Source organism: Mangrovicoccus ximenensis, assembly GCF_003056725.1.
Lineage (GTDB): Bacteria > Pseudomonadota > Alphaproteobacteria > Rhodobacterales > Rhodobacteraceae > Mangrovicoccus > Mangrovicoccus ximenensis.
Genome location: NZ_QBKZ01000025.1, coordinates 208,098 through 233,857 on the forward strand (window position 1 = coordinate 208,098; position 25,760 = coordinate 233,857).

The 25,760-nt window shown below is 69.7% G+C and carries 23 protein-coding genes and 6 pseudogenes; 11 read left to right on the top strand and 18 right to left on the bottom strand.

Annotated features, from left to right (window positions below; translation table 11 throughout):
- Nucleotides 1-50: 50 nt before the first annotated feature.
- A pseudogene (locus C7T91_RS37365) lies at nucleotides 51-1,118 on the bottom strand (DUF4175 family protein); the annotation flags it as partial.
- Between the two features lie 48 nt (nucleotides 1,119-1,166).
- On the opposite strand from C7T91_RS37365, the gene C7T91_RS37370 reads away from it, so the two are divergent.
- Nucleotides 1,167-2,363 (top strand): DUF1800 domain-containing protein, encoded by a 1,197-nt coding sequence (locus tag C7T91_RS37370; RefSeq protein ID WP_456237878.1) that lies wholly within the window; start codon nucleotides 1,167-1,169, stop codon nucleotides 2,361-2,363.
- 63 nt (nucleotides 2,364-2,426) lie between these two features.
- Here C7T91_RS37370 and C7T91_RS28840 read toward each other — a convergent pair whose 3' ends face one another.
- From C7T91_RS28840 to C7T91_RS28855, 4 genes and pseudogenes are all read right to left on the bottom strand, one after another.
- The gene (locus tag C7T91_RS28840) at nucleotides 2,427-2,897 is read right to left on the bottom strand and encodes a UPF0262 family protein (protein WP_108263310.1); all 471 of its coding nucleotides are present in this window, start codon (nucleotides 2,895-2,897) and stop codon (nucleotides 2,427-2,429) included.
- A pseudogene (hisD, locus tag C7T91_RS28845) lies at nucleotides 2,894-3,844 on the bottom strand (histidinol dehydrogenase); the annotation flags it as partial. The gene C7T91_RS28840 and the pseudogene hisD, both read right to left, overlap by 4 nt.
- 869 nt (nucleotides 3,845-4,713) lie before the next feature.
- Nucleotides 4,714-5,793, bottom strand: a complete 1,080-nt coding sequence (locus C7T91_RS28850; protein ID WP_108263311.1) for a quinone-dependent dihydroorotate dehydrogenase — start codon at nucleotides 5,791-5,793, stop codon at nucleotides 4,714-4,716.
- Entirely contained in the window at nucleotides 5,790-6,131 is a 342-nt protein-coding gene (locus tag C7T91_RS28855; RefSeq protein WP_108263312.1) for a DUF952 domain-containing protein, read from the bottom strand. Before C7T91_RS28855 ends, C7T91_RS28850 begins: the two co-directional genes overlap by 4 nt.
- Before the next feature lie 138 nt (nucleotides 6,132-6,269).
- On the opposite strand from C7T91_RS28855, the gene C7T91_RS28860 reads away from it, so the two are divergent.
- Both C7T91_RS28860 and C7T91_RS28865 read left to right on the top strand, forming a co-directional pair.
- Complete coding sequence (locus tag C7T91_RS28860) at nucleotides 6,270-7,862, top strand: bifunctional metallophosphatase/5'-nucleotidase (protein WP_236638579.1); 1,593 nt, start codon at nucleotides 6,270-6,272, stop codon at nucleotides 7,860-7,862.
- A gap of 71 nt (nucleotides 7,863-7,933) precedes the next feature.
- On the top strand, nucleotides 7,934-8,602 hold the full coding sequence (locus tag C7T91_RS28865; protein WP_108263314.1) for an SOS response-associated peptidase: 669 nt from the start codon (nucleotides 7,934-7,936) through the stop codon (nucleotides 8,600-8,602).
- 1 nt (nucleotide 8,603) lies between these two features.
- On the opposite strand, the gene C7T91_RS28870 is transcribed toward C7T91_RS28865, so the two are convergent.
- The gene (locus tag C7T91_RS28870; RefSeq protein ID WP_236638604.1) at nucleotides 8,604-8,975 is read right to left on the bottom strand and encodes a tellurite resistance TerB family protein; all 372 of its coding nucleotides are present in this window, start codon (nucleotides 8,973-8,975) and stop codon (nucleotides 8,604-8,606) included.
- Nucleotides 8,976-9,149: 174 nt separating this feature from the next.
- On the opposite strand from C7T91_RS28870, the gene C7T91_RS28875 reads away from it, so the two are divergent.
- Both C7T91_RS28875 and C7T91_RS28880 read left to right on the top strand, forming a co-directional pair.
- Nucleotides 9,150-10,736 carry a lysine--tRNA ligase gene (locus tag C7T91_RS28875; protein ID WP_108263464.1) on the top strand — a complete coding sequence of 529 codons (1,587 nt, stop codon included), beginning with the start codon at nucleotides 9,150-9,152 and terminating at the stop codon, nucleotides 10,734-10,736.
- A gap of 1,355 nt (nucleotides 10,737-12,091) precedes the next feature.
- A complete protein-coding gene (locus C7T91_RS28880; protein ID WP_161556155.1) occupies nucleotides 12,092-12,508 on the top strand; it encodes a DUF4864 domain-containing protein in 417 nt (138 codons plus the stop codon).
- A gap of 661 nt (nucleotides 12,509-13,169) precedes the next feature.
- Here the strand turns inward: C7T91_RS28880 and C7T91_RS28885 are convergent.
- A complete protein-coding gene (locus C7T91_RS28885) occupies nucleotides 13,170-13,658 on the bottom strand; it encodes a HugZ family pyridoxamine 5'-phosphate oxidase (RefSeq protein WP_108263317.1) in 489 nt (162 codons plus the stop codon).
- A 38-nt stretch (nucleotides 13,659-13,696) separates the two neighbouring features.
- Nucleotides 13,697-14,467: a hypothetical protein gene (locus C7T91_RS28890; protein WP_145963061.1), complete on the bottom strand. Its 771-nt coding sequence runs from the start codon at nucleotides 14,465-14,467 to the stop codon at nucleotides 13,697-13,699.
- Between the two features lie 126 nt (nucleotides 14,468-14,593).
- On the opposite strand from C7T91_RS28890, the gene C7T91_RS31965 reads away from it, so the two are divergent.
- Entirely contained in the window at nucleotides 14,594-15,223 is a 630-nt protein-coding gene (locus tag C7T91_RS31965; protein WP_145963062.1) for a hypothetical protein, read from the top strand.
- Here the strand turns inward: C7T91_RS31965 and C7T91_RS34030 are convergent.
- Nucleotides 15,128-16,084: a fused MFS/spermidine synthase gene (locus tag C7T91_RS34030; RefSeq protein ID WP_201742294.1), complete on the bottom strand. Its 957-nt coding sequence runs from the start codon at nucleotides 16,082-16,084 to the stop codon at nucleotides 15,128-15,130. The two genes, C7T91_RS31965 and C7T91_RS34030, sit on opposite strands and share 96 nt — an antisense overlap.
- A gap of 215 nt (nucleotides 16,085-16,299) precedes the next feature.
- Between C7T91_RS34030 and C7T91_RS28900 the strand changes: the two genes are divergently transcribed.
- On the top strand, nucleotides 16,300-16,815 hold the full coding sequence (locus C7T91_RS28900) for an L-2-amino-thiazoline-4-carboxylic acid hydrolase (RefSeq protein WP_108263319.1): 516 nt from the start codon (nucleotides 16,300-16,302) through the stop codon (nucleotides 16,813-16,815).
- Nucleotides 16,816-16,828: 13 nt separating this feature from the next.
- Here C7T91_RS28900 and cutA read toward each other — a convergent pair whose 3' ends face one another.
- The 3 genes from cutA to C7T91_RS28915 all read right to left on the bottom strand — a co-directional run bounded on the left by cutA (nucleotide 16,829) and on the right by C7T91_RS28915 (nucleotide 19,815).
- The gene (gene cutA, locus C7T91_RS33045) at nucleotides 16,829-17,158 is read right to left on the bottom strand and encodes a divalent-cation tolerance protein CutA (RefSeq protein WP_161556156.1); all 330 of its coding nucleotides are present in this window, start codon (nucleotides 17,156-17,158) and stop codon (nucleotides 16,829-16,831) included.
- Nucleotides 17,159-17,797: 639 nt separating this feature from the next.
- A complete protein-coding gene (locus C7T91_RS28910) occupies nucleotides 17,798-19,441 on the bottom strand; it encodes a flavin monoamine oxidase family protein (RefSeq protein ID WP_108263321.1) in 1,644 nt (547 codons plus the stop codon).
- Between the two features lie 20 nt (nucleotides 19,442-19,461).
- Nucleotides 19,462-19,815 (bottom strand): hypothetical protein, encoded by a 354-nt coding sequence (locus C7T91_RS28915; RefSeq protein WP_145963063.1) that lies wholly within the window; start codon nucleotides 19,813-19,815, stop codon nucleotides 19,462-19,464.
- Here C7T91_RS28915 and C7T91_RS28920 point away from each other — a divergent pair.
- The gene (locus tag C7T91_RS28920) at nucleotides 19,808-20,320 is read left to right on the top strand and encodes a helix-turn-helix domain-containing protein (protein WP_145963064.1); all 513 of its coding nucleotides are present in this window, start codon (nucleotides 19,808-19,810) and stop codon (nucleotides 20,318-20,320) included. The genes C7T91_RS28915 and C7T91_RS28920 overlap by 8 nt on opposite strands.
- Nucleotides 20,321-20,393: 73 nt before the next feature.
- Nucleotides 20,394-20,687 (top strand): annotated as a pseudogene (locus tag C7T91_RS40175) (NIPSNAP family protein); the annotation flags it as partial.
- Nucleotides 20,688-20,907: 220 nt separating this feature from the next.
- On the opposite strand, the gene C7T91_RS28930 reads toward C7T91_RS40175, so the two are convergent.
- The 4 genes and pseudogenes from C7T91_RS28930 to C7T91_RS28940 all read right to left on the bottom strand — a co-directional run bounded on the left by C7T91_RS28930 (nucleotide 20,908) and on the right by C7T91_RS28940 (nucleotide 22,716).
- Nucleotides 20,908-21,246, bottom strand: coding sequence for a hypothetical protein (locus C7T91_RS28930; RefSeq protein WP_108263324.1), 339 nt, complete (start codon nucleotides 21,244-21,246; stop codon nucleotides 20,908-20,910).
- Nucleotides 21,247-21,345: 99 nt separating this feature from the next.
- Nucleotides 21,346-21,699: a hypothetical protein gene (locus C7T91_RS37380; RefSeq protein WP_236638615.1), complete on the bottom strand. Its 354-nt coding sequence runs from the start codon at nucleotides 21,697-21,699 to the stop codon at nucleotides 21,346-21,348.
- 107 nt (nucleotides 21,700-21,806) lie between these two features.
- Nucleotides 21,807-22,097 (bottom strand): annotated as a pseudogene (locus C7T91_RS37385) (YbgC/FadM family acyl-CoA thioesterase); the annotation flags it as partial.
- Nucleotides 22,094-22,716 (bottom strand): annotated as a pseudogene (locus C7T91_RS28940) (hypothetical protein). The pseudogenes C7T91_RS28940 and C7T91_RS37385, both read right to left, overlap by 4 nt.
- A gap of 400 nt (nucleotides 22,717-23,116) precedes the next feature.
- Between C7T91_RS28940 and C7T91_RS28945 the strand changes: the two are divergent.
- The gene (locus tag C7T91_RS28945) at nucleotides 23,117-23,563 is read left to right on the top strand and encodes a polyphosphate kinase 2 family protein (RefSeq protein WP_236638605.1); all 447 of its coding nucleotides are present in this window, start codon (nucleotides 23,117-23,119) and stop codon (nucleotides 23,561-23,563) included.
- Here the strand turns inward: C7T91_RS28945 and C7T91_RS28950 are convergent.
- A pseudogene (locus C7T91_RS28950) lies at nucleotides 23,560-24,069 on the bottom strand (TetR/AcrR family transcriptional regulator); the annotation flags it as partial. The gene C7T91_RS28945 and the pseudogene C7T91_RS28950 sit on opposite strands and share 4 nt — an antisense overlap.
- A gap of 66 nt (nucleotides 24,070-24,135) precedes the next feature.
- On the bottom strand, nucleotides 24,136-24,360 hold the full coding sequence (locus tag C7T91_RS28955; RefSeq protein ID WP_108263326.1) for a polyphosphate kinase 2 family protein: 225 nt from the start codon (nucleotides 24,358-24,360) through the stop codon (nucleotides 24,136-24,138).
- A gap of 309 nt (nucleotides 24,361-24,669) precedes the next feature.
- On the opposite strand from C7T91_RS28955, the gene C7T91_RS37390 reads away from it, so the two are divergent.
- The gene (locus C7T91_RS37390) at nucleotides 24,670-25,746 is read left to right on the top strand and encodes a glycerophosphodiester phosphodiesterase family protein (protein WP_108263327.1); all 1,077 of its coding nucleotides are present in this window, start codon (nucleotides 24,670-24,672) and stop codon (nucleotides 25,744-25,746) included.
- The last annotated feature ends 14 nt before the right edge of the window (nucleotides 25,747-25,760 follow it).

Below are 25,760 nucleotides of genomic sequence, written 5' to 3' on the forward strand. Positions count from 1 at the left end.
CCCGGCTGGCCCTCGCCCTGCTGCTGGCCCTGGCCGGGCTGTCCCGGCTGGCCCTGTTGCCCCGGCTGGCCCTGCTGCCCTTGCTGGCCGTCCTGGTTGAACTGGTCCTGCAGTTCGCGGAAGCTCTCGTCCGACAGGTCCTGCTGGTCGCGCAGCATCTCCTGCAGCTCGTTCATCGCCTGCTGGCCCGGGCTCGGCTGGCCTTGCCCCTGGCCCTGGGCGATCTGCATGTTCTCCATCATCCGGCTCAGCATGTCCAAGAGCTGCTGCGCCTCGGCCATCCGGCCTTCCTCCATCAGCTGCTGCAGCTGGTCGAGCATGTCCTGCAGCTGGTCGCCGGTGATCTCCATCGACTGCTGGTTCTGCGCCTGCTGCTGGCCCTGCTCCTGCTGCTGCTCGGCAAGCTGGCGCATGTAGTCCTGCATCGCCTCGCGCAGCTCCTGCATCAGCTCGGCGATCTCCTCCTCGGAGGCGCCGTTGCGCATCGCCTCGCTCAGCCGCTCCTGCGCGCGGCGCAGCCGGTCCATCGCGTTCGACAGGTCGCCATCCTCGATCCTCAGCGCCAGATCCCAGAGCGCTGCCGCGATCTCGTCGCGGGTCTCCTCGCCCAGCCCCGGCCCGTGCTGCAGCGCCGCCTCGAGCCCGCGCACCGCAAAGCGCAGCCGCAGATAGTCGGTCTCCGCCTTGAACAGCCCTTCGGGACGGTGCGACACCGCCCGCAGCACCATCGCCACCTCGGCGGCATTGGCGCGGTTCCACAACAGCGCCTGGCGCTGCTCGATGATCGCCTTGGCCAGCGGCACGAAGAAGCGGCGCCCCGGCAGCACGTCCGAGACCGGCTCGGACCGGCCGGTCTGGGCGGTGGCGTCCTCGACCTCCAGCCGCATCGTCACCGGCAGGTTGGCCCAAGGGTGTTCCGACAGGTTCTCGGCAAGGATTTCCTCGAACTCCGCCCGGTCTCCGGAGATCGGCATCGGCAGGTCGATCACCAGGGGCTCGCGCGGCTCGGGATCGGCGGCGCGGCCATAGCGGCGGTCGACGGCATCGAGATCGAGCGTCACCACGGCGCGGCCGCGCTCCACGCCGAAATCGTCCGACGCCGCGAAGGGCAGCGACATCTCGCCGGCCGCATCGGCCCCGAGCTCGCCCTGCCCGAGATCGCCGAGATGGGCCGCACCATCCGCAGGGCCGAACGCCAGCACTGGATCGAGGCGATCGCCGCCACCGTCGCCCGCGGCATCGCCGCCCCGGACGGGTTCCGCGAGCGGCTGGTGCTGTTCTGGGCCGACCATTTCGCCGCGGCCGGGCGCGGGGTCTTCCTGCGCCACCGTGTCGACACCTTTGTCGAGGACGCGATCCGGCCGCATGTCGCCGGGCGCTTTGCCGACCTGCTGAAGGCGGCGGCGCTGCATCCGGTGATGCTGCAGTATCTCAACCAGAACAGCTCGGTCGGGCCAGGCTCCAGGCTGGCGGAAAACCGGCCGGGGCGGCGCTTCGGGCTGAACGAGAATCTCGGCCGGGAGCTCCTGGAACTGCACACGCTGGGCGTCGGCGGCCAGTACGGCCAGCAGGATGTCCGCGAGATGGCCGAGTTGCTGGCCGGGCTGAACATTACCGGCGAGATGGAGATGGTGTTCCAGCCGAACCGGGCGGAGCCGGGGGCCGAGCATGTGCTGGGCTTTTCCTCCAGTCCGCGCCGCGACCGGCTGCAGGACATCCTGAACGCGCTCGACTACCTCGCGCTGCATCCCGACACCGCGGCGCATCTGAGCCGCAAGCTGGCGGTGCATTTCGTCTCCGACACGCCCGGCGAGGATCTGGTGGCGGCGATGGCGGCGCGCTACCGCGACAGCGGCGGCGACCTGATGCAGGTCTACGAGGCGATGCTGTCGCATCCCGCCGCCTGGGCGCCGGAGCTGGCCAAGGTCAAGCGGCCGGTCGATTACGTGACCAGCGGGCTGCGCGCGCTCGGCGCGGATCCGCAGGCGCTGCCGGCGGCGGCGAAGGAGACGCCTAGGCAGATCCTGCGCGACCTGATGCATCCGATGTGGTTCATGGGCCAGCGCTGGGGCGAGCCCGACGGGCCGAATGGCTGGCCCGAGGAGGGCGCCGCCTGGATCACGGCCAATGCGCTGTCGGAACGGACGAAATGGGCGCTGCGGGCGCCGTCCATGCCGGGCGTGCCTCGGCCGCGCGATGCGCCGCCAGCGGCAGGCCGGTCGCCGCGCCGACCAGGCGGGCGCCATCCCAGGCACCGACGAGAATCGCGTCCGGCGTGTCGGCATAGCCCGCCAGATAGCGGCGCTCATAAGCGACATCGCCGTCATAGAGATAGGGCCAGGCCCGGAAAACCTCGATCCTGAGCTGCGCCAGTCCGTCCAGCGCGCCTTCGAGCTCGGCCCCGGTCAGCGGGCGGAGCTCGACCGTCACGGGCGGTCCTCCGACAGCAGAACGCAGACCAGGGTGAACAGGCGGCGCGCGGTCTCGGGATCGACCTCGGCCTTGCCTTCCAGCCGTTCGCGCAGCTCGCGCGCGCCTTCGTGATGGATACCGCGGCGGGCATCGTCCAGCGTCTCGATCTCGGCCGCCCCGGCGGTCTTCACCGCCTCGTAGTAGCTGGCGCAGATCTGGCCGTAATCCTTGACGATCTGCCTCAGCGGCCCGAGCGACAGGTCGAACTGCGCCGCCTGCGCACCGGACGCCGCCAGGTCGAAGCTGAGCCGCGACCCCGAACGCCCGAGCGTCAGGTTGTAGGGCCCCGAGGGCGCGCCCGGCAGGGCAAAGCTGTTTTCCTCGATCAGGTCGAAGATCGCGACCTGCTGCTCCTGCTGCAGTTCCGGCGAGGGCGGCGGCGCCTCGCCGAGATCGAGCTCGATATGCGACAGCCTGTCGGTCATTCTGCCCCCTCGTTCAGATGGTCCAGCCGCGCCCGGACGGAGAGCCCGTGCGCTTCGAGGCTTTCGGATTTGGCCAGGGTCTCGGCAGCCGGGCCGATCGCGGCCAGCGCGCCGGGGGTCATCCGGGCCAGGGTGGTGCGCTTGACGAAATCCATCACCGACAGCCCCGAGGAGAACCGCGCCGAGCGCGCCGTCGGCAGCACGTGGTTCGGCCCGCCGACATAGTCGCCGATGGCTTCGGGCGTCCAGGCGCCGAGGAAGATCGCGCCGGCATGGCGGATCTTCTGCGACAGCGCTTCGGGATCGGCAACGCAGAGTTCCAGGTGCTCGGGCGCGATCCGGTCCGACAGCGCGGCAGCCTCGCCGAGATCGCGCACGGTGATCACCGCACCGAAATCGCGCCAGCTGGCGGCGGCGATCACGCGCCGCTCCAGCGTTTCCAACCGCTTGTCGACCGCCGCCGCGACGGCGCGGCCGAATTCGGCATCGTCGGTGATCAGGATCGACTGGGCGCTTTCGTCATGCTCGGCCTGGCTCAGCAGGTCGATGGCGAGCCAGTCGGGATCGTTGTCCCGGTCGGCGATCACCAGGATCTCGGACGGCCCGGCGATCATGTCGATGCCGACCTTGCCGAAGACCCGGCGCTTGGCCGCCGCGACGAAGGCGTTGCCCGGTCCGGTGATCTTGTCCACCGGCTTGACGGTCTCCGTGCCGTAGGCCATTGCCGCCACCGCCTGCGCGCCGCCGATGCGGTAGACCGTGTCCACGCCCGACAGCCGCGCGGCCAAGAGGACCAGCGGATTGACCTGGCCGCCCGGCGTCGGCGCGCAGATCGCCAGCCGCTCCACCCCGGCGACCGCGGCGGGAATCGCGTTCATCAGCACCGAAGACGGGTAGCTCGCCAGCCCGCCCGGCACATAGAGCCCGGCCGCCTCGACGGCGTGCCATGCGCCGGGGCCAGCGGCCTGCGCGCCGCGAAGCGCGGCAGTGCCGTCAAGGCAGAGCGGGGTCCGAGGCTGCCGCTGGGGCGATCAGCGTGCAGCGCAGTCCCTTTCGGCAGCGGGGTCTCAGGACCCGCGACGTGGCGGAACCTTGCGGCGCTGCACTGTCCGGGACTGCTTTGGCTTGAAACCGGGGGCGGGCTGCGCCAAATGGACAGGCCCAGCCATGATCCGGACCGGATCGCCAGGCCGTCCTGCCGATCCCGAATGCTGGTGCCCCATGTCCGTTTCCTCTCCGGGCCGCAAGGTTGCGCGGCCATGAACTGCGCTTCCCGGATGTCCGGCGGAAGCCGCGCGGCTCATGCCGGCCCGGACCTGCCGCATGCGGTGCGCCCGGCTGGTCCTGTCCGGTGAATGCTGTGCCGCAATCCGGTGCAGGAGAGGCACGCTCCCGGATGCCCCGAACTCCGCTGTCCTGCCGCTCCGGAGAGGCAGGGCAGGCCGTCCGCTGTCCATCCGGGCGGCGATTGGCGGGGTGCCGCGCGTCCCATCGGCGCGCGGCTGGCACGTCCGGCTTGGGCATGTGCGTGCTGTCGGAAGGCTTGGCCTGTCAGCTGGACGGGCCTGCCCCCCCCTGCGGGCGGCATCAGCCCCGCCAGCGCGCCAAGGATGCCGTCGGGGCACAGATGCACCTCGCGCAGCGGGTTTCCCGCGGCATCGACGCTGACCGTGACCGCCGCTCCGCCGGTGCAGATCACGATCTGCCCGGCGGCCCGCGCTTGGCCCCGCGCCGCGCCGAAGCTGATGCCGGAGACCAGCATCAGCAGGACGAGCAGGAAACAGGCGGGGCGCTGCGGTTTCATCGGCCTATGGCATCAATCCCGGAATTTCGCCGACCATAGATGGGCTTCCTGGCCGCGCGCCTCGGCGATGTTGTCGAGGCCGAGATCGCGCGCCTTGCGGTCGAGCCCCTCGAGGATCCGCGGCACCAGCGACAGGCCTTCATAGACCAGCGCGGAATAGAGCTGGAGCGCGGTTGCCCCGGCGGCGATCTTGGCGAAGGCATCCTCGGCCGAGGCGATGCCGCCGACGCCGATCAAGGGCAGCTTGCCGCCGGTCAGCTCGTGCAGCCGTGCCAGGACGGCGGTGGAGCGCTCGAAGAGCGGCGCGCCCGACAGCCCGCCGGTCTCGCCGCGGTGGCGGCCCGCCAGTCCCGCACGCGAGATCGTGGTGTTGGTCGCGATGATGCCGTTCAGGCTCGACACGGCGGCGACCTCGGCGATGTCGGCGAGCGATTCCTCTTTCAGATCCGGCGCGATCTTCAGGAAGACCGGCGGCCGGTGGGTGCCCGGCAGTTCGGCGCGCGCCTGCATCACCTCGGTGACCAGCGCCCAGAGCGCCTTCTTGCCCTGCAGGTCGCGCAGCTGCTCGGTATTGGGCGAGGACACGTTGATGGTGACGAAATCGACATGCGCACCGCAGGCCTCGAGCACCGCGACATAGTCGGGAATGCGGTCCTCGCTGTCCTTGTTGGCGCCGAGATTGAGCCCCAGAACGCCGCCCGCAGGACGCGCGGCCAGCTTCGCCGCCATCGCCTCCGCGCCTTCGTTGTTGAAGCCGAAGCGGTTGATCACGCCGCGGTCCTCGGGCAGACGGAACAGCCGCGGCTTCGGGTTGCCGGGCTGCGGCCGCGGCGTGGTGGCGCCGACCTCGACGAAGCCGAACCCGGCCTTCATCAGCGCGGGCAGGGCGCGGGCATTCTTGTCGAAGCCCGCCGCCAGCCCCAGCGGATTGTCGAGCTCCAGCGCGCCGAGCCGGGTCTTCAGCCGCGGGCTCGACACCTTGCGCGGCAGCGGCGCGAGGCCGCGCTCCAGCGCCCAGATCGCCCAGTCATGCGCCGTTTCCGGCTCCATCTTCTGCAGGACCGCCAGCCCCGCCCGTTCCAGCACCGTCATGCCATTGTCTCCGGAAATGCATGCAGCCCGTCGTCGCCGAGCGGCAGCGGCCAGGTTTCGGCCACCTCGTTCCGCGCGAGCGCGCGGTAGAGATGCGGAAAGAGCTGCCCGCCGCGCGAGGGCTCCCATTTCAGCGCCTCCCCCAGCGCCGCGGCCTCCACGGCCGCCAGCACCAGCCCGTCTGCCCCGGCGAAATGCTTCGCCGCGGTCTCGGCCGCCTGGGCGGCGGTGCTGAAATGGATGAACCCGTCGGCCAGATCCACCGGCGCGCCGCCGGTGGTTCCGTCCTGCTCCAGAGCCGCCCATTCGGGGGCACGAAATATCTTGTAGATCCGCATGGCCCCTCGTGCCGCCTGCGCCGGGCCTGGTCAAGGGGGCGCGCGCGCGCGCGTCGCGTCCCGGGCGGCCGCAAAACGTTTGCCCCGGCGGCGGAGGGACGATTAACATCGCCGGAAATGCCGTAGATGGAGGCGCGCATGCTCCGATTTTCGCTGAAGAATTCATTGTCCCTGCTGGCGCTGGCCGCCGCCACGGCCGCCTCGGCCGATACCACGATCCACATCCTGCACATCAACGACCTGCACAGCCGGATCGAGCCGGTGAACAAGTACAACTCCACCTGTTCGCCCGAGGAGGACGCGGCCGGGGAATGCTTCGGCGGCGTGGCGCGCGTGAAGGCCAAGATCGACGAGCTGCGGGCGGAGCTCGACGGCGAGAAGGTGCTGGTGCTCGATGCCGGCGACCAGTTCCAGGGCTCGATGATGTACACCGCCTACAAGGGCGAGGTCGAGGCCGCCTTCATGGAGATGATCGGCTTCGACGCGATGGCGGTCGGCAATCACGAATTCGACGACGGGCCGGACAACCTGTCGAAGTTCCTCGGGATGGTCGATTTTCCGCTGACCTCCGGCAATCTCGACGTCTCCGCCGAGCCGAGCCTCGCGGGCGATCTCTCCGACACGGTGGTGATCGACCTCGGCGGGGTGAAGGTCGGCATCGTTTCGGCGCTGGCGACCGACACGGTCGACACCTCGAGCCCGGGCGGCAACGTGCTCTTCAACGACGAGATCGATGCCATCGCGGAGGATGTCGCCGCGCTCGAGGCGCAGGGCATCACCCATGTCGTCGCTCTGACCCATGTCGGCCTGCCGCGGGACGTGGAAATCGCCGAGGCCGGGATCGCCGGGCTCGACGCCATCGTCGGCGGCCATTCGCACACGCTGCTGTCGAACACCGCCGAAGGCGCCGCCGGGCCCTATCCGCTGATGATCGGCGAGGTGCCGATCGTCCAGGCGATGGCCTATTCGCGCTATGTCGGCCATCTGGCGCTCACCTTCGACGACGCGGGCAAGGTCATCTCGGCAGTGGGCGACACGATCCCGCTCGACGCGTCGGTGGCGCCCGATCCCGATGCTGCCGCGCTCGTCGCCGAATACGCGGCGCCGCTCGAGGAGATCAAGGCGCAGGTGGTCGGCACCGCCGCCGCGGCCGTCGACGGCCAGCGCGAAAGCTGCCGCTCCGGGGAATGTCCGATGGGCAACCTGGTGGCCGACGCAATGCTCGACGCGGTGGCGGACCAGGGCGTGACGATCGCGATCACCAATGGCGGCGGGCTGCGCGCCTCGATCGACGAGGGCGAGGTGACCATGGGCGAGGTGCTCGCTGTTCTGCCCTTCCAGAACACGCTGGCAACCTTCGAGGCCACCGGCGCGATGATCACCGATGCGCTTGAAAACGGCGTCAGCCAGGTCGAGGAAGGCGCCGGCCGCTTCCCGCAGGTCGCCGGGCTGAAATTCTCCTGGGACCCGGCGATCGGCCCGAACGAGGGCCGCGTCACCGAGGTGCTGGTGAAGGACGGCGGCGACTGGGTTCCGATCGACCCGGAGGCCACCTATCTGGCGGTAACCAACGACTATGTCCGCAACGGCGGCGACGGCTACCGGATGTTCGAGATGGCGGAAAATGCCTATGATTTCGGCCCAGGGCTGGAATCGGTCGTCGCCCGCTATCTCGGCGGGCTGGACGGCGCCTACGAGCCCTATGCCGACGGACGGATCACCCGCCAATGAGGCGCGGGCCGGACTTCCGGAGGTCGGGCCTCCGGGCCGGACGGCGGCAGAGTCCGGCCCCGGCTTGACCCATGTGCGGACGCTTCGCCCTGACCCTGCCCGCGGAGGCCATGGTCCAGCTTTTCGGAGCGGCCCCGGCCAATGACCTCCCGGTGCTGCCGAACTGGAACATCTGCCCGACCAATGCGGTCCATGCGGTGCTGAGCGAGGCAGGCACCCGCCATCTGGCCAGCCTGCGCTGGGGCTTCCTGCCGGTCTGGTACACCTCGCCCTCGGACGGGCCCCTGCTGATCAATGCCCGCGCCGAGACCGTCGCCGAAAAGCCCGCCTTCCGCCAGGCGGCCCGCGCACGGCGCTGCCTGATCCCGGCGAGCGGCTTCTACGAATGGACCAAGGACGGGGCAGGGAACCGGCTGCCTTGGTACATCCATCCGCGCGAGGGAGATCTGGCGGCCTTCGCGGGCATCTGGCAGGACTGGACCTCGGCCGAAGGCGACACGCTCTCGACCTGCGCCATCGTCACCACCCAGGCAAACGAGGCGCTCGGCCCTATCCATCACCGCATGCCGGTCACCGTGGCCGCGCCCGACTGGGGGCTCTGGCTCGGCGAGGCAGGCCATGGCGCCGCCCGGCTGATGCGCCCCGCCCCCGACGACCTCTTTGCCGCGCACCGCGTCGATCCGCGGGTGAATTCCAACCGTGCCGAAGGGCCCGAGCTGATCGAGCCCTTCGGGGGATGACTCAGATCGTCATGTGCCGCGCCCGCGCGCCGCGCTCGATCGCCGCCGCGGCGAGCCGGTCGATCTTCAGCTCGTAGCGGATTTCCTCGAGGAAGCGCAGCTCCACTTCGCGCAGCCGCCCGTCCGCGGCCGCCACGTCGCAGCACAGCGCATAGGCGGTCTCGTTCAGCTTCTCGGGCAGCGCGCCCCGCACCAGTCCGAAGAGCGCATCGAGCCCTTCCTCCTCGGAGAACAGGTCGAAGACCAGCCGCGACAGCTTGGGGAAGCGGTCGAGATCGTATTCGGCGAAGATCGGCAGGTGGTTCACCTCGGTCTGGATCGCGACCAGTTCTGCCGTGCGGATGTTCTCGTCGCTGACCGAGGCCGCGATCATCAGGAGCACCAGCGCGTCCTGCGGGCTGAGCGATTGCGGATCTTTCAGGTCTTCCTGGGCCAACTCGGCATCCTTCCTGTCTTGCATGGGGGCTAAATATTGACCTCGCCGGGTCCGATCAATAGGGAGAGCGCGCGCGGCACGGGGCCGCTCCCAAACAGGATGAAGAACAAAATGACCGATCTGGCGGAATTCGGAATGGACTCGAAGGCCTGGCCTTTTGAAGAGGCCCGCCGGCTGGTCAAACGCTACGAGAAGAAACCGCCGGAAAAGGGCTATGTGCTGTTCGAGACCGGCTACGGTCCGTCGGGCCTGCCGCATATCGGCACCTTCGGCGAAGTGCTGCGCACGACCATGATCCGCAGGGCGTTCGAGCAGATCTCGGACATCCCGACGCGGCTGATCTGCTTCTCCGACGACATGGACGGGATGCGCAAGGTGCCAGGCAACGTGCCGAACCAGGACCGCCTGCGCGAGGACCTGCAGCGGCCGCTGACCAGCGTCTACGACCCGTTCGAGGAATACGAGAGCTTCGGGCACCACAACAACGCGATGCTGCGCCGCTTCCTCGACACGTTCGGCTTCGAATACGAATTCTATTCCGCGACCGAGTTCTACAAGTCGGGCCAGTTCGACGAGGTGCTGCTGCGCGCCGCCGAACGCTATGACGACGTGATGAAGGTCATGCTGAAGAGCCTGCGCGACGAGCGCGCGGCGACCTACTCGATCTTCCTGCCGATCCACCCGGAAACGGGGCGCGTGCTCTACGTGCCGATGAAGCATGTCGACGCGAAGGAAGGCACGGTCACCTTCGACGACAATGACGGCCGCGAATGGACCCTGCCGGTGACGGGCGGCAACGTGAAGCTGCAGTGGAAGCCCGATTTCGGCGCCCGCTGGGCCGCGCTCGACGTCGATTTCGAGATGTACGGCAAGGACCACTCGACCAACACGCCGATCTACGACCGGATCTGCGAAATCCTCGGCGGCAAGAAGCCCGAGCATTTCACCTACGAGCTGTTCCTCGACGACAAGGGGCAGAAGATCTCGAAATCGACCGGCAACGGCATCTCGATCGATGAATGGCTGACCTATGCCTCGACCGAGAGCCTCAGCTACTTCATGTTCCAGAAGCCGAAGACCGCCAAGCGGCTCTATTTCGACGTGATCCCGAAGGCGATGGACGAGTACCACCAGCAGCTCGCCGCCTATCCGGGGCAGGATCCGAAGGCGCAGCTGGCCAACCCGGTCTTCCACATCCACGGTCCGGGCAAGGTTCCGGCCTCCGACATGGTCGTGCCGTTCTCGATGCTGCTGAACCTCGCCTCCGCGGCGCATGCCGAGGACAAGGACGCGATGTGGGGCTTCATCCGCCGCTACGCGCCGGACGCGACGCCGGAAACCCATCCCGGCCTCGATGCCGCGGCGGGCTTCGCGGTCCAGTACTACAAGGACTTCGTCAAGCCGTCGAAAGTGTTCCGGATGCCGACCGATGCCGAGCGCGCCGCGTTCGAGGATCTGGCCGCGCGCCTGGACGCCTGGGAGGGCGGGCTCGATGCCGAGGCGCTGCAATCCGAGGTCTTCGCGGTTGGCAAGGCGCATGGGTTCGAGCCGCTGCGCAACTGGTTCACCGCGCTTTACGAAGTGCTGCTCGGCCAGTCGCAGGGCCCGCGCTTCGGCGGCTTCATCGCGCTATACGGCGTCGACGAGACCGTGGCGCTGATCCGCCAGGCCCTGGCCGGCAAGCTGGCCGCCGCCTGACGCGGGAGCCGGACGGGCTCGCCATGCCCAGGCCTCTGCAACGCTGCCCGGACCGGGCAGCGTTCGCTGTTTCCGGGGTCCGGAGTCTGCCGGCAGGCCGGCGAGCTTGCAAAGGCCGGCTTCCGGTGCCCGGACAGGTGCGGCCAAAGCCGCGGCCATGTCGGGTCCCGTCCTGCAGCTCGCGATGGCGGCCTGCCGGCGATGTGAGGCGATCCGGCAAGCCATCTCCATGTCGTGATCGCCGCCAATGCCCGGCCGCCGTGGCGCGGACCAGCCCAATTCGGGTCATTGGCCGCGGCCGTCACGGAACGCTTCCGGGGCCGCGGCGCCCGCGGACCCGATCATCTGCAGAGAGATCCGCCTGGCCTGCATCACCGTTCGGCGGGGCATTTGCCCCCGGACGGATGCCCGCTCCGCCCGCCTCCGGCGGGCCTCGAGCACGCGCAAAGCCTCGATCAATCCAGTCCCGTCCTTCGGGGTGAAAATGCGGTGTCCGGCAACGGCCGCATGAGCCGCAGCTCCGGCCTCGAGATCATCCGTCCCGGGCACATTCGCGGCGCTTGCAGCGGACATGCCGGGCCGGTGGCGCCGGAGCGGCAGATCGGTCCACGCGCCGGGCAGGGGGCCTGCAGCGCGATGGGCTTCGCGTCCGCAGCGGGGCTGTGCTTGGGCCGGTCCGGCATCGACCCGCTGCCCTCCCGGCGATCTCCATGGCGTCCGTCATCGGTCCCGGATTTGCCTCCGGTCGCGTTCCCGGTCCGGGCAACGACGGCGGCTCGCTCCTTGGCCGCCGCCGGAGATGCGCCGATGGTCCGCCCCCCCTTCTCGGCGGCAATGGCAACCGGCCTGACATGGCCGGGCGCCTTGGCCCTGAAAGTCCTCCTCGGCCAGGACGGCGCGCCGGCGGCATTCTTCCGCTGACCGGGCTGCCGCGGCAGCAGGGCATTGCGGGCCGCCCGGCGTGTCACGGGGTGACCCTGCTCGGGTCTGCTGCCGCCCACTGCGCGAAGCCTGTCAGGTCACGCCGTTGTCCATCGGGCCCGGATCGGCGGTACCGCCACGGGCAACTTCGCGGGACAGGACCGGTGCTGAAGACGTCTGCATGGCCTCCGGGGAGCTCTGCCGGCGGGATCCGGGGCGAACGCAATCCCAAGGTGTGTCGGCGGCGCAGGCTCCCGGCGCTTTCCTGGCATGGCAGCCCGGGCGGAAAGTTTCTTGCCGCTCATGTGCAAGCGGTTTGACCGCCTAGTCTGCCATGCCGAGACCAATGTCCCGGATCAAGGAAGCAGATTAAGGATGACATTACTTTCCCGCTCTATAGGTTGAACCGCCAAGAGGAGAATTCGGACATGCGGATGCTCAGTTTGACGGCCGTCCTGTCGGGAACGGCGACCTTCAGCGCGGTCATGGCCATGGCGCAGGAAGACCGCGGCGCGGCGGTGCGCTCGGTGATCGACGGCCAGCTGACCGCCTTCGCCTCGGGGGACCTGCCGCGGGCCTATGCTGCCGCCTCGCGCTCGATCCGCGGACAGCTTGGCTCGGCGGACCGTTTCGGCCAGCTCATGCGGGCCGGATTTCCGATGGTCTGGGACGCGCGCCGGGTCAGCTATCTGCCGCTCACGGAAAGCCGTCCGCTGCGCCAGCGGGTGCTTGTCCGCGATGCCGAAGGGCTGACCCATGTGCTTGAATACGACATGGTCCAGGCGGACGGGGCGTGGAAGATCGACGGCCTGAGGACGCTTCCGGCGGTCGGGCTGGCGACTCCGGCCTGAACCCCGGCCATTGTCTGCGCTCCGGCCTGCCCGGTTGCCAGCCTTGCCGCGGCCCGGGCTTTCCGTCGGCTCGCGGACCAGGAGTGATCGTGCCCGCAGCGCAAGGGATCGCTTGCGAGCGGTCAGCCCGCGGCCGGTCGCCATGGAGCAGGCCTTGCGCCTGCCGGAGCCCGGCGGATCTCTGCGGAGTTCTCTCGCTGCCCGGGAACGGGCCGCCAGGGGTGCGGCAGGGACGGCGGTCTTGGCTGGCCTGCGCCGCAAGCCCGGCGCTTCGAGGAAGAGGCGCAGGCCATTGGCACGGGACAGGTCACATGGCGTTTCCTGCCGCGGCACCATCGGGCCGGGCCCGCTGGGACAGGCGGTGGCAGGAAGGCGGATCAGGTGCCAGTCCGAGGCACTTGGCGCTTGACGAAAACCGAGCCGGGACGACGAACCGGAGGTGCCATGCGGCGGAGGTCAAGGCATGGCAGGATCGGGAGCCGATCCAGCGGATCGCATCCCCTGCCGCCGGTCCTCCGTCGGGGCTTTCGGCGGGCAGCTGATGGCGGTCGAGACGTCCGGGAAGTGCGATTCTCCCGGGATCATCGGCTGGATGCGGACCGCGCCCAAGGCGCACGCTCGAGGCGCGTGGCAGTGGCTGCGGCCCAGGGCGTTCCATGCGCTAAAGCCCCAGATCCTCCGGCGCCAGCTGGTAGGCCTTGCCGAAGCCGCCGTTGAGCGCAGCGGAGCTGACCTCGAAGCGGGCAAAGAGGAAATCCGCGAAATCGGCATAGAGCTTGGCCTTGGGATAGAGGCCCAGATAGTGGCTGCGCAGCGCCGCGTGTCCGGCATCGCCATGGCGGACGAAGTCTGCGCGGCAGGCCAGCGTCATGCGCGGATGGGTCAGCGGATCGCCGGCCGGGCCCGGTTCGCCGACCAGTAGCGCGCAGCGCGGGTCGGCCAGCAGGTGGCCGGTATGGGCCGAGAGCTCCGAGATCAGCGTCAGCGGCGCGCCCTCCGGGCCGGGAACCAGCGCAATCCGGCTGACCGTGGGGATGCCTGTGGCGCGGTCGAAAACCGCAAGCGCGGCGAAACGTGCCCCGGCCAGCAGGCTCCGCGCCAGCGCACGGGCATCGTCATCGGTGTCGCGGATCGGGCCTCTCTCTGCCATGGCTGCAGGCTAGCGGCGTTCGGGGATTCTGCAAGCGCTCAGAATTCCAGCCATATCCCGGCGCGCAACCCGGCCCGGTCGCCGCCTTCGGCATCCCATAGCAGCGCGGTTTCCAGCGACAGCCAGTCGAGCGGGCGGAACACATAGGTCGGCACCAGGCGCCAGTTCGGCGGATTGTCCGGATAGTCGGAATACTGGAGCTGCAGATAGGCGAGGCTGCGATCGCCCGGCGCGAGACCGAGCGTGGCGTCGACCTTGGGGATGCGGTCGCCATGGTCCCGGCGGAGTTCCATGCGCGCGTCCACGGCCGCCCAGCCATTGCCCAGCGGGGTTCCGAACCCCATGCCCCAGGACAGGCCCGGGCGCAGCACCGGTTCGGTCCCGCCGGGACGGAGATCGGCAAGGTTTGCGGCGTCGAACCCGTCTGCGGGATAGTCCCGCTGGCCGATGCCGAATTCCAGCGCGACCTGCTGGCGCCATCCGGCAGGGGTGACGTTCACGCTGGCGAAGACGATGGCCTGGTAGGTGTCCGGCCCGTGATCCATCCCGGCATCGATGCCCAGCGTCACCCGGTCGGTCACGCCGAATTCGGCATAGACCGAGCTGAAACCGAAGCTCTCGGGATCGTCCTCCGGCGTCCCGCCGAAGCCGAGCGCCGCCAGCCCGGTCCCCTGGGCGGCGGTTTCCTCGTAGGCGAAGCTGAGGAAGCCATTGCCCTTGCCGCGCGGCCAGGCCCCGGCGAACGCCGCGGGCGCGCAGGCAAGCAGGAGAAGACAGGCGAGACAGCGCAGGATCATGCCGTTAACCATTTAGCCGTCGTGGTGAATCCCGGGTTAACGGCGCCGCCGGATCCGGGCGATTGCGCGCTGCGGGGGGCGGCGGCTGCGCGCAATGCCTGCTTGACGGGCGGCCTGGCGCGCCGCATCACTCGCGCCATGAGCCGCATTCTGTTCGTCGCCCCGCGCTTTCACACCAACCTGTTCTTCGCCACCAAGGCGCTGGTCGAGGCCGGCCACGAGGTCGAGGTCTTCGTGCCGAAGCGCGAGCCGGCCGAGGACTGGAGCTTCGTCACCCCGCGCATCTTCGCCCCGGGAACGCCGGGCCGGGAGATCCGCCGCGCGGTGCGGGACTTCGCGCCGGATCTCGCGCTGGTGCGCCATGCCCGCCCGGTCTCGGGGGCGGGACCACGCCGCGCCGGTCATGCCGCAAGGCGTGATCCCCGCGGTTCCTCCGTGGCCGGCTCTCCCGGTGCGTCCGCGCGCCGACGCGCTCCGCAGGGCAGGGTCGCGCGCCGGGCGGATGAAGGGCGGCGTTCGGCAGCAATCCGGCCTGTACAACGTGCTGCGGGCGGTAATGTGTTGCGGTTTCTCCGCGGCGACCGATGCGCCAGAGCGGTCTCGTCCGGGGTTCGCGGGATGCAGCCAGTGGATTCCGGCGCGCCGTCGCGGAGAAAGTCGTTCCGGATTTCATCAAGGCTGCACCCGGAATGGAGCTGGACGGGCCGCCTTCAGGGCCATTTGCCCAGTTTTTCGGCCATTCGCTGCGGTCTGTTGGGCTTTTCCTGAACTCTGTTCGGCGCCGGAAGCCGCTTGTCCGGGGTGCCCTCCGCGTCCGCGGCCTCCGCGTGACAAGCTTCTATGCCGGACGTGCTCAGCCGCCGGGCGGGCTGGCAGGATGGCGGCGGCCGCGCGCAGACATTCGGCGAGAAGCCGGACCGCAGGACATGCCGTGATCTGCGGGGCGCTGCCGGTTGCCCGCAGGCGCCGATACCGTGACGGGAGATCGGGCCGGGTCCCTGCGCTGAAGCCGGATGTTCCGGGCGCCGGCGGCGGGCAAGGGCCCTCGGGGTCGCCGCGGTCCTTCAGGAACGGGACGCAGAGCAGGCTCGCCGCGCCGCAGGCGGAGAAGGTCGCGGCCGAGCCGAGCAACGGCAAGGCGGCGAAGCCGGCGAAGATCGCCCCGAAGATCGCACCGAGCGACCCTGCCGCCAGAACGATGCCGAGCGACGATCCTTCGCGGCCGGGCCGCGCCTCGACGGCGAGCTTGGCGAGGAAGGGCGTCGGGAAGCTGACCAGAACCGATGCCGGAAAAAAGGCGGCGAGCACCGTGACCAGCATGCCGCCTGTGCCGCGCGCGCCTGCGGCATGCAGGAACGCCAGGACCGCGGGAGACAGCGCCATCAGCACCGACGTCGCCACCAGGGCCCGGCGGATCCGCAGGAAGGCGGCGCGGCGGTCGCCTTCGGCGGCGAGCCCGCCGAGCGCATTGCCCAGCGAAAACCCCGCCAGCACGGAAGCGATGACCGCCGTCCAGGTGATCAGCGAGGTGCCGAAGAACGGGGCCAGCACGCGGCCTGCGGCGATCTCGTAGGTGAGGCCGACGATGGAAAGGACCAGCAGAAGGCCGATCGTGGTCCAGAACCGCATGGGGGTCTCCTCGGACATCCTGGCTTGGCGCTGGACCGGGCCGCGCTCCGCCGGGGCGGATGGTCCCCGGGGCACCGGAATCCGATCTAGGCGGCAGGACGGGCCGCGGCAAGCCGCCCGCCGCCTTTGACGCCGGGCTGCGCCGATGCAGCGCATCCGGATCCGCGACGGGACGGCTACAGTGGGGCCACGCGCAGCAGCCCCGTGGAGACGCCATGTCCGACGCCCCCGAACAGTCCGCCCCGGCCCTAGAAGGCGAGACCGGCATTCTGGCCCGCCGCCGGATCGAGGCCGGCATCATCGCACCGATCTACGAAGAGCTCTGTGCGCGGCTGGGCAAGGCGGAGGCCCGGGACATCCTCGGCGCGGCGATCCGCAAGGACGCGCTGCAGGCCGGGCGGGGCTTTGCGGCACGGACCCCCGGCGGCACGGATCTGAAGAGCTTCCAGGAGCTCCAGCCGCTCTGGACCCAGGACGACGCGCTGGAGATCGAGGTGGAAGAGGCCGGCGACACGTCCTTCCGCTACCGGGTGACCCGCTGCCGCTATGCGGAGATGTACCGCGAGATGGGACTCGGCGAGATCGGGCACCTGCTGTCCTGCAACCGCGATTTCGCCTTCCCCGAGGGCTATGACCCGGCGATCTCGCTGGACCGGCCGCAGACCCTGATGGAGGGCGCCTCCTGCTGCGTGTTCCGCTACAGCTATGATCCCGGGACCGGTGCGGCGTGACGGAAGGCCGGCATCACGCGGCGCCGTCCGGCGCCTTCGTCTCCGCGAAAATCCAGTCGATGTAGTCCTGGTTGGCAGCCGCCACGTCGAGACAGAGGATGGCGGGCGTTTCATAGGGGTGGAGCGCGGCTGCGGCGGCCGCGGCCTCGGCGAAAAGCGCCTTGCGGGTTTTCACGAGAAGCGGCACTTCCTCCGCCTCGACCACCTCTCCCTTCCAGAAGTACCGGCTGGAGATCCGGGGATAGCGGTTCGAGCAGGCCACCAGGCGCTGCTCCATGAGGCCGCGTGCCAGCTGGTCCGCGGCGTCCTCCGAGGGACAGTTGATCCAGATCTCGACAATCATGGCGCCAGGGTCGCATGTTTTGAGCGGGCCGGGCAAGGCAGCTCTGACCGGAAGGCCGCCGCGGCCGGTGCCGGAGGCGCGGCAGGGCGCCATTGCCCGGCACGGGGAACGTCCCGGCCGGGGCTGGCCGATGTGCTGCTGCCGAGCCGGGGAGGCGCAGGTCCCGTCCGGCCCTGCACCGCCGCTCGGTCGGCGGCGCGCCGTGTCGGACCTCCAGCCGCTGGAGAGGGGCATCATCGACCGTCCGGCAAGAGGGCAGGCCAGGCTTCGCCGCGCCATTGATCGGGCTGCAAAAGGATGAGACTTCGCGGTGCATGGCGGCTGCCCCTCCGTTCTGCCGTGTTCCCTGATGCCGGACCCGCCGCACGGGTCCCGATTGCGGGTTCTCTGGCGGGCCCGGCCTCCGGAAATGGCCTGCCGGACCGCGAAGCGGCGCGAATCGCCGGATCGCCATGCAGCGCGGCCACCCGCTTTCCGGGGCACGCCGGAGGAGAGAGGACGCAGCCGCTCCGTCCGCCATGCAGGACCGCCGGATGCGGGTCTGCGCAGGAGGACGGCTGGTTCAGGGACTGCGTTCCGGGGCAGCGGCCGTCGAGGGGCTCCGCAGGCTGGCGGCGCGGCATCGCTCTCCTGTCACCGTCATTCGGGCAGCGCGACCGGCCCCCGCTCCGCCCAGAGGTCGCCGGGGCCGGGATTCTCCGCCGGGCTCGCGCCGCCCAGATGCGCCATGATCCCCCAGACCGCGTTCAGCGCCGTCTGAACCGCGCCCTCGACCCAGGCCGGGGTCCAGCTGACGCCGTCGCCCGCAAGGAACAGGCCGCGCTCGGCATCGGGCAGGTCCCCTTGCATGAAATGGCCGTAGATGCGGTGGTTGTAGCGGTAATGGCCGGGCAGCGCCCCCTTGAAGGCGCCGAGGAAATCGGCATCCGCCTCCCAGCTGACGCAGATCGGACGGCCGCGGATATGCGCGGCGATGTCTACGCCGGGATAGATCTTGGCCAGCGCCTTCAGTGCCAGCTCGACCCGCTTCTCGTCCGGCAAGGGCAGCACCTTCAGCGCGTCGGTCATCCAGGAGTAGCTGAGGCAGATCACCCCGGGCCGGTCCGGGCCGTTGTCGAAGAAATAGGTGCCGCGGGTCAGCCGGTCGGTCAGCGTCATCGACATCGCAGGCCGGCCGGTCGCCGGGTCGATGTCCTTCCAGAACGGCCGGTCGACCATCACGAAGGTCTTCGCCGCCTGCATGTAGCGTGTCCGGTCGAGCGCCATCCACATCTTCTGGCCGAAAAGCTCCTCCTCGGTGTCGATCGCGGTGGTCAAGAGATGCGTCTGGCAGGTCGCCAGCACCGCCGGATAGGCCGCCTCGTTGCCCCATTGGTCGGTGACCGCGATCATCCCGCCCGCGCGGTGCAGCCGTGCGACGCGGCTGCGGGTTGCGCCGCCGTTCAGCGCGGCCAGCGTCGTGCCTTCCGGCCAGTGGGCGCAGTCCGGCGCGGCCTGCCAGAGCCGGTGCAGCACCTGCTCCACCCCGCCCACGACGAAGCGCTGGTCGTCGTCGAGGCCCAGCAGGTTGACCCGCAGGATCTCCAGCATCGAGTTGGGGAAATCGCTGTCCCAGCCGCCGGTGCCGAAGCCGACCTGGCCGAACACCTCGCGGGCGCGGAAGCCGAGCGACTGGAAAGCCCGCGACCCGGCGATGAAATCGTAGAAGGTGCGCTCGTCCCAGAGCTTCACCAGCGGGTCCCAGATCGCCTTGATCCGGGCGACGTCGCGGGCGCGCACTGCGGCCTGCAGTTCGGGGAAGGCGGCCTGCTCGTCCAGCGCGGCGTCATAGGCTTCGGCGATGCCGGCATAAAGGGGCGGCAGGTCCGACAGCTTGCGGGCGAAATGGGTCTCGCCCTCGAGGTCGATCACGGTCGAGCCGGCCGCCGGGCTCAGCGGGTTCGGGAAGGGCCGGGTCTCGCAGCCGGCCAGCCCGAGATAATGGTAGAATCCCTTCGATGAGACCGGAAAGCGCATGCCGCCAAGTTCCGCGACGATGCCGTCCGACCCCTCGAAGGTCTCCGAGCGCAGCCGGCCGCCGAACTTGCCGGATTCGTAAATCACCGGGCGGAGGCCGAGCTTCATCAGCTCGTAGGCCGCTATGATCCCCGCCGCCCCTGCCCCGATCACCGCGACCGGGGTTCCGGCCATGTCGCGCGGCAGCTGCCCCAGCCCGGCGGGATGCGAGATCCAGCCCTGGTAATCGAAGGGGAAATCGGGACCGAAGGCGGAGAGATCGGACATGGCAGGTTCCTTTCCGGGGCTCAGATGCCGAGCCGGTAGACGGCGGTGATCAGGAGCGCGCCGCAGGCCGTCACGGCCAGCGCGAAGCGCAGGTTCCAGCGATGGGCGACGCGGGACGGCGGAACGCCGCAGAGCCGCCCGGTGATCAGCGACATGGCGCTGATCGGGTTGACGCAGATCGCCACCGCCCAGCCGATGCAGAGCGCGAGACCGAGCGCGGTGGCATGGTCCTGTCCCAGCGCGGTCGGCGCCAGAACCTGCGCGGCCATCACAACGAAGATGCTGTTCGGCAGGTAGAGCGCGGCGGCGAGCGGGATTGCGGCGAAGGCGGCCAGCAGCACCGGCAGCGAGGCGAAGCCCGCCGACATGAGCACCGGCCAGATCGGGCTGGCCTGGACTGCCGCCGACAGAGCCGCGCCGATCACGTTGGCGGCAAGGAAGAGCGCGCTTTCCGAGCGCAGGTCGCCGAGCCTGATGCGCGCGGCGGCACAGCCGGGCGAACCGGCGCTGGCGGCCGGGGACCGCGACTATGCGCTGGTCTGCCGCTTCCGCGAGGCGCTGGAGGACGGGTTCCGCACCAACCGCTCGATCGCCGATTATGCCCGTGCGCTCGGCGTCACCACCCACCGGCTGAACCAGGCCTGCCGCACGCGGGCGGGCAAGTCGCCCTCGGGCCTCCTGCACGAGCGCACCATCGTCGAGGCCAAGCGCTATCTGGTCTATCTCGACCGCTCTGTCGCCGAGATCGGCTACGAGCTCGGCTTCGAGGATCCGGCCTATTTCAGCCGCTACTTCACCCGCCGGGTCGGGACCACCCCGGGCAGCTACCGCCGCCGCATGACCGGAAGCCAGGACGGCGCCGCCGCGGATATGCAATAGGAACCGCCAAAGCTGCAATGAGCCGCCTGCCGCCGACCGCTAGAACCGGGGGACATCCAAGGAGGACAAGGCGATGTTCCATGAATTGCGGGTCTATGACCTCGTGCCCGGCAAGGCCCCGGACTATCTGGAGCTGTTCCGCACGAAAGGCGTGCAGCATGTCACGCGGCACCTGCCGATGGCGGGCTATTGGCTGAGCGATACCGGCGCGCTGAACCGCATCTACCATCTGTGGATCTATGCCTCGCTGGAGGAGCGCGCCGCGGCACGTGCCGGGCTGGGCGGCGACCGCGACTGGAACGACGGCTTCGTGCCCGAGGGCTTTCCGCTGATCCTCAGCCAGGAGAACATGCTGATGCGCTGCCTCGTCTCGTCACCGCTTCTCGACCGGGTCGCGGCCGCGCGGAAGGACCGCCACGGGCCGCAGCCTGCGGGCGAGCCGGTCTTCGGGCCGCGGCTGCTGACGCTCGTCGAAGGCGAGGCGAGCGGCATGGCCGCAGTGCTTTCCGCTGACGGAACGGAGATGGCGCGGCCAGCTTGCCGGCCCTTGCTTGGGGGCAAGCCGCGTCAGCGGCCCGCCTCCGGGGTCAGCGGCAGACCTTCTGCGCGGTCTGGCCGAACACCCTGTAGCGGCGCCAGAAATCCTCGTGGTTCGAGCGGTCGGACTGGCGGATGTCCTGGGCCATCTGCGGATCGCGGAAGAACTTGGCGGCGAGGCGCTGGTCCGAGCCGGTCAGGGTCTGGTCGGCGACCCGCTGGATGCAGTTGCACAGCGGTGCCGATGCGGCGGAGCGCTCGGATTTCAGGCAGGCACGCTCGATGCGTGCGGCCTCGGCGGCGGGGGCGGACAACAGGAACGCGGCGGCTATCAGGGCGCCAGCACGGGCCGCAGCGGCGGTCCGGATCGGGGTCTTCGCGGGTGACATGCTCTGCCTCGGATTTTTATTGAGTCTTGTTCCGCAAGGTTAGGAAAATCCCGATGTTTCGGCAAGAGCCGGGGCAGGGCCGCGCCGCAGCCCTGCGGATCAAAACGGCGAGATCGAGGCGCCCTGCGAAATCAGGAGCTTGCGGGCGGCCGAGGCGGAACGGATGGCGTCCTCATTGTCGCGGTAGTACCAGAGGGCTTCCACGGCGCGCGCGCTGTCCCAGCTGCCGGGCGTGCCGTCGCTGCCAATGATCCGGCTCCGCTTGGCGATGCAGTCGGCACGGGCGCATTCCAGCGCGAGAGACCAGAGCTCGGTCGTCCCTGCCGGGCGGCGCAGGACGGTGAGCCGTTCGTAGTCGAGCGCCTTCGGGTCGAGAGAATAGCAGGTCTGGACGCGGTCCCCCAGATGGTTCCTGACCTCTCCGCACCAGGACCAGGTGTCTCCGAGTTCCACCTCCGAGGGGGTCCAGATGGCGCGCCCGCCGCCCCCCGACAGCGGGACCGCGGCGATGCGCGACGCCAGGAACCGGGCGGCGGCCTGGTCGGCGCCTGCGGCGGAACGCGGCGCACCGTCTGGTCGAGCACCAGCCGCACGCCCGTCGCCGAGACCACCGCAGTCCCGACCTCGAGCCGCTCCTCGAAGCGAGCGGGCTTCAGGAACTCGGCGCCGATCCGGCGCACCACGAAGACCGTGCCCGCCTCGCGCAGCGCCAGCTGGTCGAGCCCGAGGCTGCGCACGAAGGCGCTGCGGGCGCGCTCGATGAATTTCAGGTAATTCGCGTGATAGACGATGCCGCCCATGTCGGTGTCCTCGTAGAACACCTCGGTCTCGAAGACATGCCGGACGCTCACCCCCGTGCCGCCCGCGCGAAGAGCCGCAGCGCATGCGACGGATCCGCCGCCGAGGCGGGCAGCACCGGGTCATAGGCCGCGCGCAACACCAGCGCGATCTCCGGGCGCAGCACCGGACGGCCATCCGGCAGCAGCGCCAGCGGGCTCTCTGCGGCAAAGGCCGTGTCCGACCACAGGAGCGCCACCTGCACCGCCTGCCCCAGCGCCAGAACCTCGGCCGGCTGCGCCGCCATCGCCGCGTCCATCCGCACGAAGGCGAAGCAGGCACGGATCGCCCCGTCCGCATCGAAGCGGAACGCCCGGTACTGGGTCGCCCCCGAAGCCGAGAGCCGCGCCACCAGCGCCGCCAGATCCGGCACCAGCCGGTCCAGATCCGGCACCGACAGCAGCTCTTCCCAGTCGCGGAAGAAGAACAGCATCAGGTTGGCGCCCAGCTCCGGATCGGTCTCGGCCAAGCCGGGCCCGGCGAGCTGCGCCACCGCCTCGATGCGCCCTTGATGGTGGAGAGCGTCGCGTCCTCCACCCCGAAGACGATCGGCGCGAAAGGCCGGCCCCAGCGGGCACAGAGATAGCTTCCGTCGGAACGGGTGAAGAGGCGGGTCACGTCATCGGGCGTCATCGCAGTCATGCGCCGGGTTCTGCGTCAGCCCCCGCCCGGATGCAAGGCCCGCGCGCCGGTCCAGCCGAGCGCCCGCGCCAGATGCGCCCGCGCCTCCTCCTCGACGATCCGCCCATGGGCCAGCACGATGCGCTGCGTCGGCCAGCCGAGGATCCGCTCCCATGCCGCACCATTCCGCCCCCGGCGCGGTGCTGGCCGCGATCGGCCGCGCCGCCCGACGCGCAGGCTGGCGTCCCGCCTCCGGCTCGGGCAATGTGGCGCCATGACAAAGACAGACCTGCCCTTCGGCGGCCAGATCAGCCGCTATTACGAGAAGGACGCCCCCGAAGAGGTCCGCAAGGCCATCGCCGGGGCCTCCAAGGACGACATTCTCGGCGAGAACTATCCCTATCCCGAGCGGATGCCGGGAAGGCTCTACGAGAAGGAGCTCTACAAGCTGCAGATAGAGCTGGCGAAATTCCAGACCCATGTGCAGCGCCACGGCACCCGCGTGGTGGTGCTGTTCGAGGGGCGCGACGCGGCCGGCAAGGGCGGCACGATCAAGCGCTTCCGCGAGAACATGAACCCGCGCGTCGCCCGCGTGGTCGCGCTTCCCGCGCCGAACGAGCGCGAGAAGAGCCAGTTCTACCTGCAGCGCTACATGTCCCACCTGCCCGCGGCGGGCGAGATCGCGCTGTTCGACCGCTCCTGGTACAACCGCGGCGTGGTGGAGAAGGTCTTCGGCTTCTGCTCGCCCGAGGAGCGCGCCCGCTTCTTCCGGCTCTGCCCCGGCTTCGAGACCGCGATGATCGAGGACGGCATCCATCTGGTGAAGTTCTGGCTGACCGTCAGCCGCCCCGAGCCGTAAAGCTCCACCACGCCATGGCTCATCGCCCAGATATGGGCGCTGAACATCGCTGCCGGCGGGCGGCGCTCGGGCGGGATGTGCTGGCTGAGCTGCTCGGCCGCCTTCTCCAGCACGCCGCGGGCGCGGGACGCGGCGGCGGCAAGCTCGGGATTGCGGTTCACCGAGATGCCGCTCTCGAACATGGCGACGTAATGGCCGGGATATTTCTCGGCAAAGGCCAGATAGGCGCGGCCGGTCGCCTCGAAGGCCGCGACCGCCGAGGGGCGGCCGTCATCGAAGGCGTAGTCCATCAGCTCGGCGAAGATCTCGTAGCCCTGGCGCGCGGCTTCGGCGATCAGGTCCTCGCGCCCCTCGAAATGGCGGTAGACGGCGGCCGGGGTGACCCCGGCCGTCTTGGCGGCTTCCGACAGCGTGAAGCCGGTGGGCCCCTTTTCGGCGATCAGCACCAGCGCGGCCTCGACCAGCGCCTGGCGCAGGTTGCCGTGATGGTAGCCGCGCTTACCCATGGAAGAGGGCGGGGCCCCCGCAGATCTCGGGATCGGGGGCATGGACGATNGTCCTCGTCGCGGCCCTCANTAGGGGATCTGGTTGAGCACGTGCCGGATCGCCGCGATGCGCGCCCGGCGCTTGTCGTCCGAGCGGATCACCGTCCAGGGCGCGGCCACCGTGTCGGTCGCCTCGAAGGTTTCCCGGATCGCCGTGGTGTAGTCGTCCCAGTGCCGCAGCCCCTCGACATCTATGTTGCTGAGCTTCCATTGCTTCAGCGGGTCGGTCTCGCGGGCGAGGAAGCGGCGCAGCTAAGAAGCTGGCCGATCCCGAGCTCTACGAGCCCGAGCGCGCAGGCGACCGCCAGGTCTGGCAGAAGAAATATGCCGAGGTGATGGACGGGATCGACCGCGCCGAGGCCCTCTGGATGGCCGCGCAGGAGAAGCTGGACGCCGCCGGGGGGTGACCCCCCCCCGGCTGCCGCCGCGGCGAACCGGCAGTTCGGCAAGCCCTTGCAAATGTTGAAATATTAACTTCACAAAAGCATCAGATCACCGTCAAGAACGGGTCTTAGAGGGGCGGCAGTTGCATTTGGCCAACTGCTTTCCAAGGACCACCCAATGACCGCAAAGACCTTGATGCTTGCCGCCTTCGCGGCAACCACTGCCCTCCCCGCCCTCGCTGCCAGCTTCAACACCCTCACCGGCGACGCGCCGCTGGTCATCGCGCATCGCGGCGCGTCCGGCTACCTGCCCGAGCACACCCTGGCCGCCTACGAGCTGGCCATCCAGATGGGCGCCGACATCGTCGAGCCCGATGTCGGCACCACCGCCGACGGCCAGCTGGTCGTGATGCATGACGACAGCCTGGCGCGCACCACCAATGTCGAAGAGCTCTTCGCCCCGCGCAACGGCGGCTATGCCCTGGCCGATTTCACCCTGGCCGAGATCAAGACCCTGACCGTCGAGCCCTACGCCACCGCGTCCGAGACCTATCCGGGCTTCGTGCCGTCGATGGCCGATCCCTACAGGGTGCCGACCTTCAACGAATTCCTCGACTGGGTCAGCGACTACAACGATGCCAACGGCACCACGATCGGCGTCTATCCCGAATCGAAGCCGCCGAGCACCCCGGCCCAGAATGCCGGCATCGTCGCCGCCATGAACTTCCACGGCTTCACCGGCGCCGACCAGAACAGCTACATCCAGACCTTCGACCACCTGGCCGCTTTCGAGATCGCCGAGCTGGAAGGCCTGCTGGGCATGGAAGTGCCGGTTGCCGCGCTCGGCTACGCGACCGAGACCGCCGACGGCTATGCCGTCTATGACTACATCAACGGCAGCGCCACCACGCTGGAGGCCATGGAAGGCCGTCTCGGCGGCGTCGGCGTCTCGCTGGGCAGCCCGGGCCTGACCTCGGAATTCGTCGCCGCCGCCCATGCGCTCGGCCTCGAAGTCCATGCCTGGACCTTCAACACGATGGATCCCGAAGCCGCCCGCGCGCAGTATCTCGAATACATCGCCATGGGCCTCGACGGCATCTTCTCGAACTACCCGGATCTCGCCGTGGCCGCGGTCCGCGAATATGCCGACATGGCGCCGGTCCCGCTGCCCGCCGCGCTGCCGGTGCTGCTGGCAGGCCTCGGCGCGCTCGGCGCGGGCCGCTCCGCCGCCCCGGCCAGCGTCCGCGCGGCATAGTCGAGAAGCCGCGC

Coding starts and splice junctions, on each gene's coding strand:
- C7T91_RS37370 (WP_456237878.1), top strand. CDS start 1,167: ATGGGCCGCACCATCCGCAGGGCCGAACGCCAGCACTGGATCGAGGCG.
- C7T91_RS28840 (WP_108263310.1), bottom strand. CDS start 2,897: ATGACCGACAGGCTGTCGCATATCGAGCTCGATCTCGGCGAGGCGCCG.
- C7T91_RS28850 (WP_108263311.1), bottom strand. CDS start 5,793: ATGACGGTGCTGGAACGGGCGGGGCTGGCGGTCCTGCAGAAGATGGAG.
- C7T91_RS28855 (WP_108263312.1), bottom strand. CDS start 6,131: ATGCGGATCTACAAGATATTTCGTGCCCCCGAATGGGCGGCTCTGGAG.
- C7T91_RS28860 (WP_236638579.1), top strand. CDS start 6,270: ATGCTCCGATTTTCGCTGAAGAATTCATTGTCCCTGCTGGCGCTGGCC.
- C7T91_RS28865 (WP_108263314.1), top strand. CDS start 7,934: ATGTGCGGACGCTTCGCCCTGACCCTGCCCGCGGAGGCCATGGTCCAG.
- C7T91_RS28870 (WP_236638604.1), bottom strand. CDS start 8,975: ATGATCGCGGCCTCGGTCAGCGACGAGAACATCCGCACGGCAGAACTG.
- C7T91_RS28875 (WP_108263464.1), top strand. CDS start 9,150: ATGACCGATCTGGCGGAATTCGGAATGGACTCGAAGGCCTGGCCTTTT.
- C7T91_RS28880 (WP_161556155.1), top strand. CDS start 12,092: ATGCTCAGTTTGACGGCCGTCCTGTCGGGAACGGCGACCTTCAGCGCG.
- C7T91_RS28885 (WP_108263317.1), bottom strand. CDS start 13,658: ATGGCAGAGAGAGGCCCGATCCGCGACACCGATGACGATGCCCGTGCG.
- C7T91_RS28890 (WP_145963061.1), bottom strand. CDS start 14,467: ATGGTTAACGGCATGATCCTGCGCTGTCTCGCCTGTCTTCTCCTGCTT.
- C7T91_RS31965 (WP_145963062.1), top strand. CDS start 14,594: ATGAGCCGCATTCTGTTCGTCGCCCCGCGCTTTCACACCAACCTGTTC.
- C7T91_RS34030 (WP_201742294.1), bottom strand. CDS start 16,084: ATGCGGTTCTGGACCACGATCGGCCTTCTGCTGGTCCTTTCCATCGTC.
- C7T91_RS28900 (WP_108263319.1), top strand. CDS start 16,300: ATGTCCGACGCCCCCGAACAGTCCGCCCCGGCCCTAGAAGGCGAGACC.
- cutA (WP_161556156.1), bottom strand. CDS start 17,158: ATGATTGTCGAGATCTGGATCAACTGTCCCTCGGAGGACGCCGCGGAC.
- C7T91_RS28910 (WP_108263321.1), bottom strand. CDS start 19,441: ATGTCCGATCTCTCCGCCTTCGGTCCCGATTTCCCCTTCGATTACCAG.
- C7T91_RS28920 (WP_145963064.1), top strand. CDS start 19,808: ATGAGCACCGGCCAGATCGGGCTGGCCTGGACTGCCGCCGACAGAGCC.
- C7T91_RS28930 (WP_108263324.1), bottom strand. CDS start 21,246: ATGTCACCCGCGAAGACCCCGATCCGGACCGCCGCTGCGGCCCGTGCT.
- C7T91_RS28945 (WP_236638605.1), top strand. CDS start 23,117: ATGCCGGGAAGGCTCTACGAGAAGGAGCTCTACAAGCTGCAGATAGAG.
- C7T91_RS37390 (WP_108263327.1), top strand. CDS start 24,670: ATGACCGCAAAGACCTTGATGCTTGCCGCCTTCGCGGCAACCACTGCC.